Raw genomic sequence first — 12,686 nt, forward strand, 5'->3', positions numbered from 1 at the left:
AACTCATAAAGATATATGCAGCACGTATCTCCGATAAGAGAGCCTCTAGTAACTGGGGGTAAAACTTATGCAGACATTACGGAGGACGTTTGTCGGCAGGTGGAAGCCAAGCCGAACGTCCGCTGGATGATTGCGATGGGAGTTTCTTTGGTCTTCCTTGGTATCTTCCTTTATTCAGTATACCGCACCTTGTGGTTTGGTATAGGTGAGTGGGGCTTGAATAAAACAGTTGGTTGGGCATGGGATATCACCAACTTCGTATGGTGGGTAGGTATTGGTCACGCCGGTACTCTAATATCAGCCATCTTGTTGTTGTTCCGTCAGAAATGGAGAACATCTATCAACCGTGCGGCTGAGGCGATGACGATTTTCGCAGTAATCTGTGCGGCTATGTTCCCTGTATTGCACATGGGCCGTCCGTGGTTAGCTTACTGGGTGTTGCCTTTACCAAATACATTTGGTTCTCTTTGGGTGAACTTCAACTCACCACTTCTTTGGGACGTATTCGCGATCAGTACCTATTTCTCAGTTTCACTTGTATTCTGGTACATAGGTCTGATTCCAGACTTCGCTACTATCAGAGATAGAGCCACTGGACCCATTGCCCGCAGAGCTTACGCTCTGTTGAGCATGAACTGGACAGGTTCTGCGAAGCACTGGTCACGCTATGAGACTGTTTCATTGATTTTAGCTGGTTTAGCAACTCCTCTGGTACTTTCAGTTCACACTATTGTATCAATGGACTTTGCAACCTCGGTTATTCCAGGTTGGCACACGACTATCTTCCCTCCATACTTTGTGGCTGGTGCAATATTCTCAGGTTTTGCAATGGTATTAACCCTAATGATTATTACCAGAAAAGTTTTCAAACTGGAAGATTACATCACGCTGGAGCACGTAGAGTCCATGAACAAGGTAATTACCTTAACCGGATCTATTGTAGGGGTGGCATATATCACAGAATTCTTTATTGCCTGGTATTCAGGTGTGGAATATGAGCAGTATGCGTTTATTAACCGTGCTACCGGACCTTACTGGTGGGCTTACTGGTCAATGATGACTTGTAACGTAATTACGCCTCAGCTTTTCTGGTTCCGTGGAATTCGCCGCAGCTTAACTGCCACGTTCATTATTTCAATTTTTGTGAACATTGGTATGTGGTTTGAGCGCTTTGTAATTATCGTGACGTCATTGCACCGCGACTTCTTACCATCTAGCTGGGTAATGTTCTCTCCAACTGCCATTGATGTTGGGGTATATGTAGGTACTATGGGCTTGTTCTTTACCCTGTTCCTGCTGTTCGCTAAATTCTTCCCAGTAGTAAACATGGCTGAGGTTAAATCAATTTTGAAATCGTCTTCTGGAATCAGCCACACTACGCACCCAGGAGCATCAATGCATGGCACAGCACCTAACAACTCTCACAAACATGACTAGTAAGAAATATATACTCGGTGTATTTGACGACGAGGATGTGCTGCTGAACGCCATTGAAAAGACACGCGCGGCAGGCACTAAAATTTATGATGTGTTTTCTCCGTACCCTATTCACGGAATAGATGATGTACTGGGGATACAGCGTTCAAGATTGCCTATCGTTGCTTTCTTCTGCGGACTTTGCGGTACTTCATTTGCCCTTTGGATGCAGATATGGATGCTAGGTTTTGACTGGCCAATGATCATTGGTGGTAAACCACACGTAGCGTTGCCAGCTTTCATTCCGGTAACGTTTGAATTAACTGTACTTTGTGCAGCTTTTGGTATGGTGATCACCTTCTTTGTCATTAGTGGTCTTCGCCCAACCTTAAAGGTGCCGGTGATGGATCTTCGTTCAACAGATGACAAATACGTAATGGCCATTGAACTGAAAGAAGGCATCGATATCCAAAAATTAAATGATCTTCTCCGTTCTAACGGGGCTATTGAAGTTAACGAGAAGGAGGTAGTTAAATAATGAACAGTTTGATGAAAATAGGAGCTAAAGCCTCCTTTGTACTTCTCTCTTCAGCATTCCTTTTCTCTTGCGGAAATGATCCGCAAGATCCAGGATTGGAATATGCTCCAGACATGTACAATCACGTTGGGTATGAGCCTTTGAAGCAGATAGAAGGAAATAAAAACGCCATCAATCCACACGGAATGAACATGCGTGTTCCTGCTTCAAACACCATAGCCAGAGGAAATTTAGGATTCTACACGCATATTTCTAAAGATAGTGCGGAAGTAGCAGGCCGGGAATTGAAGAATCCATTGGCAGCCAATTCGGCTAACCTTGGAGAAGGCAAAGTTTTATTCCAGCGTTTTTGCTCTCCTTGCCATGGACAAGAAGGAGCGGGAGACGGACTAGTCGGAGCAAAATTCAAAGGCGTTCCTAACTTTACCCAAGGCCGCTACGCTTCTTTACCAGACGGACACATCTATCACGTGATCCAGAACGGAAGAGGTAGAATGATGCCACACGGCACACAAGTAAACCCTGAAGAGCGCTGGAAAATAGCCATGTATGTGCGCCAGTTGCAAAAAGGAATAGTTGATGTGGCGGAGGATGAGGCAACTGAAAAGCAAGGCTCATTAGTGACAGATGCACCAGCAGGCGCAAGCACTAATTCTCAGGCAGACGGTTCCAATCCTGTTACTGGTACTCTAACCCATCCTACAAAGGATATTCGTGATTAACCTTAAAAGGTAATTTAAATGATAACTGAAGAAAGATTTAGTATTTCTAAAAGAAGCACCAACAGGTTCTTCTTCATGATAGCTATTGGGTTGGTACTGTTAGTAGCCGGTCTCATTATTGCTGCTACCTCTGGCGGTGGTCATGGAGAAGAACACGGTGCCGAAGCTGGACATCATGCGGCAGGATGGGGACAGCGTTTGCTTGCTAACCTTTGGATGAACAATGTTTATTTTACAGGTATAGCAGTTGTAGGTGTTTTGTTTATCGCTATTCAATATGTGGCATATGCAGGTTGGTCTGTAGCAATAAAAAGGGTACCTGAAGCGATAGGTGCTTATTTACCTGTAGGCGGTATCATCATGGTGTTGGTGTTTTTACTTCCAATCATCTTTACCGGGCATAACACCTTGTTTCACTGGACTGACCATGCCGTTACAGATCCCACTAATGATCAATATGACCCTGTTATAGCAGGCAAATCAGGATACTTGAACGTAATTTTCTACACCATTAGAATGGTAGCCTATTTTGTTCTGTGGTTCCTGTTTTACAAGTGGTTGAGAAGAGAATCATTGGCTGAAGATTTGAATGGTGGTTTAAATCATTATAACAAAAGCATTACTCTAGGTGCTGCTTTCCTTGTAATATTTGGAGTAACTTCTTCAATGGCAGCCTGGGATTGGGTAATGTCTATCGATACACACTGGTTTAGTACCATGTTTGGTTGGTATGTATTTGCTAGTTGGTGGGTTTCTGGCTTAGCAGCTATTACATTAACCATTATCTTCTTAAAGCAGATGGGTTACCTTAAAATGGTAACATCTAATCACCTGCATGACTTAGGAAAATTCCTGTTCGGGTTCAGTATTTTCTGGACATATATCTGGTTCTCTCAATTCATGCTTTATTGGTATGCTAACATACCGGAAGAAGCTATCTATTTTATAGAGCGTTTAGGGGGTAACAATAACCACTATACCTGGATATTCTTTTTCAACCTGCTCATAAACTTTGCTTTCCCTTTCCTTGTTCTAATGACAAGAGATGCGAAGCGTCAGATGCTTATGCTGAAGATAGTTTGTATCGCTATCTTGATCGGTCACTGGTTTGACTTTTATATGATGATTATGCCAGGAGCCATGCGCGAAGAGGGAGGATTTGGTTTGATAGAATTAGGTACAGCTTTGACTTTCTTAGGACTATTCTTGTGGAGATATACCTCAGAATTGACAAAGGCTAATTTGGTTCCTCTGAACCACCCTTTCCTGGATGAAAGTGTTCATCACCACGTTTAAGATTTCATTTAAAAGACTCGGATAATGATTACGATTGCTGTAGCACTATCAATCATCCTTTTATTAGTCATCCTCTATCTTTTGTTTAGAATCCAGGTATTGGCTTCTATTTTCAAAGGAAGTTACCGGCGTGACGTTGGCAAGAGCAACAAGGTAAATGCCATTCTTTTGCTCGCTTTCTTTATAGTAATGGGTGGCCTGTTTGTATGGTCATTTGTAGCTGCTAAAGAAGATATGATTTTGCCTTTGGCTTCGGCCCATGGTGATGAACTGGATAGTATGTTCTGGTTAACCATGGCGGTTATTGGAATTGTGTTTGTTATTACCCATATACTTTTGTTCGTGTATTCTTACAAATACCAACATCAGGATGGCAAAAGAGCTTACTATTACCCACATAACAACAAGATTGAAATTATCTGGACGGTAATTCCGGCTGTTGTAATGGCGCTATTGGTATTCTCTGGATGGAAAACCTGGGCCAAAATTACTAGCCCAGCCCCAGCTGAGTCTGTGATGGTTGAGGTGATGGGTAAGCAGTTTAACTGGATGGTGCGTTACCCAGGTAATGATAACAAGTTAGGCTTGGTAAAGCACACCCTGATTAATGCAAACAATGAGTTTGGTATAGATTACTCTGATCAAAACGCACAGGATGACTTTATGGCTGATCCTACTGCCTTCAGAGTACCAAAGGGTAAACCAGTATTATTGAAGATTAGATCACGTGATGTAATTCACAGTGTTTTCCTTCCTCACTTCAGAGTGAAAATGGATGCGGTGCCAGGTATGCCTACTACTTTCTGGTTTATCCCAACCAAAACTACAGCAGAAATGCAGACGGAAACAGGTAACCCTAATTTCCAATATGAATTAGCCTGTACTGAGGTCTGTGGTAGAGGACACTTCGCTATGAAGATGATCATGGTGGTAGAAGAGCCTGAAGACTACGATGCTTGGATTGCTGAACAAAGCAAGAAAACCTTTGTATCACAACAGGCAGCTCCTGCTGCAGGTGAGGAACAGGCAGTAGCCACGAATGGGGCAGGTTCAACCGAACCAGCTCAATAAGAATAGTTATAATCTTTTAAAAGTATTGTATGTCTAGCACGGATATTTCATTACATAATGATGTGCACTCAGGGCACGATGAGCATCATGATGACCATCATGACCAAAGCTTTATCGAGAAGTACATCTTTAGTCAAGACCATAAGGTAATTGCGAAGCAATTCTTATTTGCTGGTATTTTCTGGGCTATTATCGGAGGTACTCTATCAAGTTTGTTCCGTATGCAGCTCGGTTTTCCTGAGGCAACCTTTACTTTTCTGGAGCCTCTCTTAGGTAAGTGGGTTGAAGGAGGAAAGCTTGATCCGAACTTTTACCTTGCCTTAGTAACTATGCACGGTACCATCATGGTATTCTTTGTGTTGACGGCTGGGTTGAGTGGTACCTTCAGTAACTTTTTGATTCCATTACAATTAGGAGCCCGTGATATGGCTTCTGGTTTTATGAACATGTTATCTTTCTGGTTTTTCTTTATTGCCAGCATTATCATGTTCTACTCTCTATTCTTAGAAACAGGACCAGCTGCGGGTGGTTGGACTGTTTACCCACCATTGAGTGCTTTGCCACAGGCTATACCAGGTTCTGGCGCGGGTATGACTTTGTGGTTGGTGAGCATGGCCATTTTCATTGTGTCACAGTTATTGGGTGGTGTCAACTATATTACAACTGTAATCAACCTGCGGACGCGTGGTATGTCAATGGCTAAAATGCCCCTTACTATCTGGGCGTTTTTCTTGACTGCAGTACTTGGACTTTTAGCTTTCCCTGTTCTGTTTTCTGCTGCTTTGTTGTTGATATTTGACCGTAGCTTTGGCACTAGTTTCTTCTTGTCAGATATTTATGTAGCTGGTGAAGCTCTTACCCACACAGGTGGTAGCCCCATCTTGTTCCAGCACTTATTCTGGTTCCTTGGTCACCCCGAGGTATACATCGTTATTCTACCAACCTTTGGTATTGTATCAGAAGTAATCTCTACCTGTGCTCGTAAGCCAATTTTCGGTTACCGTGCTATGATCGGTTCAATGTTGGGTATCGCCTTACTTTCCTTCGTAGTATGGGCTCACCACATGTTCGTTTCAGGTATGAATCCTTTCCTTGGGTCTGTGTTCATGTTCCTGACCTTGATTATTGCTGTGCCATCAGCTGTGAAAGTGTTTAACTGGATCGCTACTATCTGGAGAGGTAATATCAACTTCACTCCAGCTATGTTGTATTCCATAGCATTCGTTTCACTCTTCATTTCTGGTGGTGTAACTGGTATTATCTTAGGTAACTCTGCGTTAGATATTCAGTTACATGATACCTACTTCGTAGTAGCTCACTTCCACTTGGTTATGGGTAGTGCGGCTTTCTTCGGAATGTTTGCAGGTGTTTATCACTGGTTCCCTAAAATGTTTGGCCGCATGATGGATGAAAAGCTTGGCTACGTGCACTTCTGGATTACTTTCATCTGTGCGTACCTGATCTTCATGCCGATGCACTACATGGGTATTGCTGGTTTCCCTAGAAGATACTATACCTGGACTGGCTTTGACACGTTCAGTACCTTCCTTGATATGAACTCTTTCATCACCATAGCGGCGATTGTAGTGTTTGTAGGTCAATTTATCTTCTTATTTAACTTCTTCTATAGCATCTTCAGAGGAAGACGTGCTACTGAGAACCCTTGGAAGTCGAATACTTTAGAATGGACTACTCCTGTTAATCCAGGACATGGTAACTGGCCAGGTCCGCTTCCTGTAGTATACAGATGGCCCTATGACTATAGCAAGCCAGGTGCTCAGGAAGATTTTATTCCGCAGAACGTACCTTTCTCTCAAACGGCATCCTCTAATTTGCCGCATGAGAGAGATTTCGAATAACGAATGAAGAATAAATCTTTTAGTAGTAAAAGGTTTAGAAATATAGGAGTACTTACTGTTGCTTCTGTATATTTTTTAATCTTAGTAGGGGGGATCGTCCGCAGCACAGGTTCAGGTATGGGATGTCCAGACTGGCCGAAGTGTTTCGGGTCGTGGGTCCCCCCCACTAGTTTAGAAGAGTTACCATCTGATTATTTAGAGGCATATAAGGAAAAGCGGTTACAGAAGAATGAGCGCATAGCTAAGCTGCTTCACTCTTTGGGTTTTTCTGAAACTTCTCAACAAATTCTGTCTCATCCCTACCAGTTTTTAGAAACGGAATTTAACGTTACTAAAACATGGATTGAGTATGTGAACAGACTGGTAGGAGCTGTTATTGGTCTTCTGATTCTGCTTACAGTAGTATATGCTTTACCGTATAGGGTAACAGACCCTAAGATCTTCTGGGGTTCAGTGGTATCTTTAATTCTTGTTGGTTTCCAAGGCTGGCTGGGTTCTTTGGTGGTTTCTACCAATCTTTTGCCAGAAATGGTGACCATTCATATGGCCTTGGCTTTAGTTCTGTTAGCACTTCTGATTTATGTGGTGTTAAGATCACAACGAGAGCAAGTAGTTCAATTAAGTTTAACAGGCTCTGCAACAATCAAAGGTATTATCATACTGACATTGATCTTGTCTTTTGTGCAGATCATCATAGGCACTCAAGTAAGAGAACAAGTAGACATAGTAGCTTTTGATCTGAATAATCAGGGTCGTGAATTATGGATTGACAGACTGGGGAGATCTTTTTATGTGCACCGTTCTCTTTCTATACTTGTAGTGCTGCTTAATGTGGCTCTTTATTTATTAGTAAAGAAACTGAAGCATAAGGTACTGCTGAATATAGCGGCCTGGGTGTTGATAGTGATAGGAATGGAAATTGTTTTGGGGATAGTACTAGCTTATTTTGCTTTGCCTGCATTTGCTCAGCCTCTGCATTTGCTGTTAGGTACTCTGTTATTTGGGTTGCAGTTTTTGTTGCTGGTCTACTATTACTATGCCCAAAAAAGGATGTATAACCCAAAGCCTGAATTGGTGGCGTAAAAACAATTATGTACGTACAAGACGTTACAGCTAGTGCCCAGACATCATCGGCCATGAGTAAAGCAAGCGCATATTTTCAACTTATCAAGTTTAGGCTTTCGGCTACGGTTGCTTTTTCTAGTGCTATTGGTTTTTTACTTGGTAGACCAGATGCTAACTGGGTAAACACAGCTTTAATAATGTTAGGTGGCTTGTTGGTTACTGGTTCCGCTAATATCATTAATCAGATTCTAGAGAAAGACCTGGATAAAATGATGAAGCGTACAGCTAAGCGCCCGTTGCCGAAAGATATACTTACAGTAAGAGAAGCTACTATTTATTGTGTTCTATTAGGTATAGCAGGAGTTAGTTTACTTGGGCTATATTTCAATTGGTTAGCGGCTGCTCTTTCTTTTCTGTCTTTGTTGCTGTATGGTTTCTTCTATACACCCCTAAAGCGGATTTCTCCAATTTGTGTTTTCGTTGGAGCTATACCTGGCGCATTGCCTCCATTGATTGGTTGGGTAGCAGGTACAGGGTATATAGGAGTAGAAGCCTGGATTTTGTTTGGAATACAATTTATCTGGCAGTTTCCACACTTTTGGGCTATTGCCTGGGTTTTAGATGAAGATTATAAAAAGGCGGGCTTCAAGATGCTACCTATGGCTGGTGGCAAAAATCTGAAGACTGCTGTTCAGATAATGATTTACACGCTATTGCTTATTCCATTGGGGCTATTGCCTCTGCAGTTTGGGATGGCGGGTAAAACATCTGCATTTATTGCTGTTGTATGTGGGGTTCTTTTTTTAATGCAGACGTTCTATCTAATGCTTACCTGTTCTAAACGGGCGGCTATGAACATTATGTTTGGTTCCTTTTTGTACCTGCCAATTGTTCAAATAGCCTTTGTAGTAGATAGACTTTAATAGAGTAATATGGTTGATAATATAAACTTTGAATCAAGCCAACGTCGCGTCAATCCGCTAAAGTTCATGCTTTGGCTGTTGATTGTCAGCATTGTAATGATGTTTGCGGCTTTTACCAGTGCCTATATCGTCCGTCGGGAAGAAGGAAACTGGTTAGAATTTGATCTGCCATCTGTTCTGATCATCAACACAGTGGTGTTGTTACTGAGCAGTATTTTTTTACACTGGGCCTATGTATCTGCCAAACGTGATAACGTAGGTAGCGTAAAAGTAGGTTTATGCCTTACGATTGCTGCCGGAGTTGCCTTCTTGATTGGTCAATGGATAGGATGGGGCGAATTAGTGGATAATCAGGTATTCTTTGGTGGCCATACCGCCAACCCTTCTGGTTCTTTTCTGTATGTCTTAACAGGGGTACACGCTTTTCATTTAATCACGGGGTTAATTTTTTTAATTATTGTCGTAATTTCGGCCTTTAAGTATAAAGTACATTCACGTAATTTGGTGCGCATAGAGCTTTGCGCCATTTACTGGCACTTTTTAGGGGCTCTTTGGATTTACTTGTACTTATTCTTAACGTTGAACCATTAATTATTCACTAACACATATGTCGCAAACAACTACATTTGAGCAGCCTAAAACAGGCACTTGGGATGGAGGTAACGAGCCGTTTAAGGCAAGTTATGGTAAACTGATGATGTGGTTTTTTCTACTGTCAGATGCCTTTACTTTTGGAGCCTTTTTAACTACTTACGGTCTTGCCCGCCATCGTCACCGCTCTTTTGAAGAAGCTCAGGCTTTGTTACCGGAAGCTCAAAGATTGCAGGAGTTTGAATTCTCTACGCAATGGTGGCCAATACCTGAAAAGGTATTCAATGCATTTCCTGGTTTCCATGGTGTAGACTGGCCATTGGCATTTGTGGCTTTAATGACCATGATTCTTATTCTTAGCTCTGTTACCATGGTATTGGCAGTGGAAGCTGGGCATAGAATGGATAAGAAGGATGTGCAGAAATGGTTGTTATGGACTATTTTATTTGGTTCTATGTTCTTAGGTTGCCAGGCTTGGGAGTGGACTCACTTTATAGCAGGTGATGAAACTGGGATGACCTTGGCAGATGGAAGTAAAATCTACGGAGCCAATTTGATCGTAAACCAATATGGTCCTCCGTTGTTTGCCGACCTGTTCTTCTTTATTACAGGTTTCCACGGAACCCACGTTTTAAGTGGGGTGGTGTTACTGATCCTGATTTTCATTAATACCGTGAACGGGGTTTACCACCGCAGGGGACACTATGAAATGGTAGAGAAAGTAGGTCTTTACTGGCACTTTGTAGACTTAGTGTGGGTGTTCGTGTTTACCTTCTTCTACCTGGTGTAATTGTTGTTTTACTAGATTTAATCTTTAAGAAATATGGCATCGCACTCACATCATAACGAGTTTGAGCATACCGGAGAAATTCCAAAACCACAGACCAAGATCATCTGGAAAACCTTCGTGATCCTTTGTGTGGTTACTGCAATTGAATTTGCGTTCGCATTTATGATGGACGCCGGTACGCTTAGAAATACCATCTTTATTTTGCTTACCATAGTTAAGGCTTTCTACATAGTAGCAGAATTCATGCACTTAAAGCATGAGGTGAAAGGTCTTATTTGGTCAATCTTGATTCCTTCGGTACTATTAATTTGGCTGTTGGTAGCTTTGTTGGTTGAAGGTACTTTTTACGGAGAATCAGTCTTCAACTACTTTCAGTAATGAGTCCAAAAAAAGCTCTGGTATTGGGCACTATATTATTGGTGCCCGTACTGGCGTTTTTATTCCTTAAAATGTTCGGAGTGAATAGATATTCACTCCGAACTTATTTTCCAGTATCGGTAGATTCTACTTTGGTAGAGGGACGATGGCAATATGATACTGTTTTTCACCGGGTGCCTTCTTTTCCTCTCATTTCCCAAACAGGAGATACACTTACCTCTCAAGCTTTACAGGATAAAATTTACGTCGCTAATTTTTTTTACACTACCTGCCAAGGTGTTTGTAAACAAACCAGCACACAGTTAGCACGTGTGCAAGATGCTTTTCGGTTTCAGCCAGACGTAAAAATCCTATCCTATTCCATTCATTACACCCACGACAGTGTTCCTGTTCTTAGGCAGTATGCTAAAAGCTTCAGAGCAGACGCTAGTAAATGGTTTTTTTTAACCGGATCGAAAGACCAGGTTGAACAACTAATGATGGGCTACTACGTGAATGCCCGTTACGCTCCAGATGGCTTTCCTACCCTTGAAAACGGGGAACAACTTTACCTGCTTGACAAGCAGGGGCATGTGCGCGGCATATACGATGGTACTGATGCCACTGAAATTGATAAACTTATCACTGAAATAAATGTACTCCTTTCGGAGTATGAAGTATCCCATGAAAAACCAAGTTGAGAATCGGAACGATTCACGATATCTTATTCTTATAGCCATCCTTTCAGTAGTGGTGCCACTACTGGTGGCATTTTTGTTGTTTATGCCCCAGACTGGAAAGCTAGGCGATCTTGATGTTTCTTTCTTGCCAAAGCTGCATGCTGTGCTTAATTCTTTAACAGCAATTGCGCTTGTTGTTGGTTATTACCAAATCAAGCGGAATAACCGCAGGTACCATCGGTTTGCCATGACAACGGCTTTCGTATTGTCTGCATTCTTCCTTATTTCTTACGTGACCTACCACTATCAAGCAGCGCCCACTCAATTTGGCGGTGAGGGAACTATCAAAGCTATTTATTATTTTATCTTGATAACGCATATTATTCTGGCAGCTGTTATTGTGCCGCTTGTATTGTTATCAGTGTATTTTGCGTTATCTGAACAGTATGCCCGGCACCGCCGCGTTTCAAGGTGGACTTTTCCGCTTTGGTTGTATGTGGCTGTAACCGGTGTGGTTGTGTATCTTATGATATCACCCTACTATACTTAAATTTTTTGCTTCAGGTGTTCTGAAATAGCGGTTTAACGTACTATAGTAGAAGTGTTATTCTAGGCTTAGCAGTCAGAAAATTTATGATTACCTATTGAGTTAAAATGATGAAAAGGAAATATAGCGTTTGGTTGGCAAGTTTAGGGCTATTGCTGTTGTTCTGCTTCATCTCTACCTCTGCCGATGCACAGTGTGCTATGTGTAGAGCTTCGGTAGAGGCATCTAGCGGGGAAGACGGAGACACTATAGCCAATGGATTGAATAAAGGTATTTTGTATCTGATGGCTATTCCGTATATCATAGCTGGTACTGTCGGTTTTTTCTGGTACCGTTACAGTAAAAAACAGAAATAAGTGGCCGCTGCCTGGGAGCATTTAAAGGCAGGACTTGCTCTAAAATGCCCGCGTTGCCATCAGGGAGAAATGTTTAGCCATGCGGCATATAACCTCCGTAAATTTGATCAAATGCCAGAGCAATGCTCTGTTTGTGGGTTCAGGTATGAGATTGAACTAGGTTTTTATTGGGGAGCCATGTACATGAGTTACGGCCTTTCAGTATTAATTGTAGTGATAGTTGGGCTCTCCCTTTATCATTTTGCTGGTGATCCTCCAACATGGGTGTACTTAACCGTAGTGGCATCAATTGTGGTGCTGTTTACTTCTGTTTTATTCAGGTATGCCAGAGTTATGATGCTGTATTTCTTTGGGAGCGTCAGGTATGATGCTAAATACCAGCAAGGGAATAAGTAAATAAATAGGGATTTCGCCCGTTATAAGCCATATTTAGGTATTGTTTCGTAAGCAGGGAAGACTGCAGATACTTCTAGGC

15 protein-coding genes are annotated in these 12,686 nt (G+C 42.1%); 14 read left to right on the forward strand and 1 reads right to left on the reverse strand.

Annotated features, from left to right (window positions below):
* Positions 1 to 15: 15 nt before the first annotated feature.
* The 13 genes from nrfD to A8O23_RS19125 are packed head-to-tail and all read left to right on the forward strand — an operon-like array spanning position 16 to position 11,858.
* A complete protein-coding gene (gene nrfD, locus A8O23_RS19065) occupies positions 16 to 1,437 on the forward strand; it encodes an NrfD/PsrC family molybdoenzyme membrane anchor subunit (protein WP_066624995.1) in 1,422 nt (473 codons plus the stop codon).
* Complete coding sequence (locus A8O23_RS19070) at positions 1,430 to 1,954, forward strand: DUF3341 domain-containing protein (RefSeq protein WP_066624997.1); 525 nt, start codon at positions 1,430 to 1,432, stop codon at positions 1,952 to 1,954. Before nrfD ends, A8O23_RS19070 begins: the two co-directional genes overlap by 8 nt.
* Positions 1,954 to 2,676 carry a c-type cytochrome gene (locus A8O23_RS19075; protein WP_066625000.1) on the forward strand — a complete coding sequence of 241 codons (723 nt, stop codon included), beginning with the start codon at positions 1,954 to 1,956 and terminating at the stop codon, positions 2,674 to 2,676. Before A8O23_RS19070 ends, A8O23_RS19075 begins: the two co-directional genes overlap by 1 nt.
* 18 nt (positions 2,677 to 2,694) lie before the next feature.
* Positions 2,695 to 3,972 carry a quinol:cytochrome C oxidoreductase gene (locus A8O23_RS19080; protein ID WP_239693454.1) on the forward strand — a complete coding sequence of 426 codons (1,278 nt, stop codon included), beginning with the start codon at positions 2,695 to 2,697 and terminating at the stop codon, positions 3,970 to 3,972.
* Positions 3,973 to 3,996: 24 nt separating this feature from the next.
* Positions 3,997 to 5,043 carry a cytochrome c oxidase subunit II gene (locus A8O23_RS19085; protein WP_066625003.1) on the forward strand — a complete coding sequence of 349 codons (1,047 nt, stop codon included), beginning with the start codon at positions 3,997 to 3,999 and terminating at the stop codon, positions 5,041 to 5,043.
* Between the two features lie 29 nt (positions 5,044 to 5,072).
* Positions 5,073 to 6,902: a cytochrome c oxidase subunit I gene (locus tag A8O23_RS19090; RefSeq protein WP_066625006.1), complete on the forward strand. Its 1,830-nt coding sequence runs from the start codon at positions 5,073 to 5,075 to the stop codon at positions 6,900 to 6,902.
* A 3-nt stretch (positions 6,903 to 6,905) separates the two neighbouring features.
* Positions 6,906 to 7,985 (forward strand): COX15/CtaA family protein, encoded by a 1,080-nt coding sequence (locus tag A8O23_RS19095; RefSeq protein WP_066625008.1) that lies wholly within the window; start codon positions 6,906 to 6,908, stop codon positions 7,983 to 7,985.
* 8 nt (positions 7,986 to 7,993) lie between these two features.
* On the forward strand, positions 7,994 to 8,890 hold the full coding sequence (cyoE, locus tag A8O23_RS19100) for a heme o synthase (protein WP_066625010.1): 897 nt from the start codon (positions 7,994 to 7,996) through the stop codon (positions 8,888 to 8,890).
* A gap of 9 nt (positions 8,891 to 8,899) precedes the next feature.
* Positions 8,900 to 9,481 carry a cytochrome c oxidase subunit 3 gene (locus A8O23_RS19105; RefSeq protein ID WP_066625014.1) on the forward strand — a complete coding sequence of 194 codons (582 nt, stop codon included), beginning with the start codon at positions 8,900 to 8,902 and terminating at the stop codon, positions 9,479 to 9,481.
* A gap of 16 nt (positions 9,482 to 9,497) precedes the next feature.
* On the forward strand, positions 9,498 to 10,271 hold the full coding sequence (locus A8O23_RS19110; RefSeq protein ID WP_066625017.1) for a cytochrome c oxidase subunit 3: 774 nt from the start codon (positions 9,498 to 9,500) through the stop codon (positions 10,269 to 10,271).
* Between the two features lie 33 nt (positions 10,272 to 10,304).
* On the forward strand, positions 10,305 to 10,649 hold the full coding sequence (locus tag A8O23_RS19115) for a cytochrome C oxidase subunit IV family protein (RefSeq protein ID WP_066625020.1): 345 nt from the start codon (positions 10,305 to 10,307) through the stop codon (positions 10,647 to 10,649).
* A complete protein-coding gene (locus tag A8O23_RS19120) occupies positions 10,649 to 11,329 on the forward strand; it encodes an SCO family protein (protein WP_066625023.1) in 681 nt (226 codons plus the stop codon). Before A8O23_RS19115 ends, A8O23_RS19120 begins: the two co-directional genes overlap by 1 nt.
* The gene (locus A8O23_RS19125) at positions 11,313 to 11,858 is read left to right on the forward strand and encodes a DUF420 domain-containing protein (RefSeq protein WP_066625026.1); all 546 of its coding nucleotides are present in this window, start codon (positions 11,313 to 11,315) and stop codon (positions 11,856 to 11,858) included. Before A8O23_RS19120 ends, A8O23_RS19125 begins: the two co-directional genes overlap by 17 nt.
* A 91-nt stretch (positions 11,859 to 11,949) precedes the next feature.
* Here A8O23_RS19125 and A8O23_RS21660 read toward each other — a convergent pair whose 3' ends face one another.
* Positions 11,950 to 12,159: a hypothetical protein gene (locus tag A8O23_RS21660; RefSeq protein ID WP_161486769.1), complete on the reverse strand. Its 210-nt coding sequence runs from the start codon at positions 12,157 to 12,159 to the stop codon at positions 11,950 to 11,952.
* 52 nt (positions 12,160 to 12,211) lie between these two features.
* Between A8O23_RS21660 and A8O23_RS19135 the strand changes: the two genes are divergently transcribed.
* Complete coding sequence (locus A8O23_RS19135) at positions 12,212 to 12,607, forward strand: DUF983 domain-containing protein (protein WP_066625029.1); 396 nt, start codon at positions 12,212 to 12,214, stop codon at positions 12,605 to 12,607.
* Positions 12,608 to 12,686 lie beyond the last annotated feature (79 nt).

The organism is Rufibacter roseus, assembly GCF_001647285.1.
In the GTDB taxonomy this organism is placed as follows: Bacteria; Bacteroidota; Bacteroidia; order Cytophagales; family Hymenobacteraceae; genus Nibribacter; species Nibribacter roseus.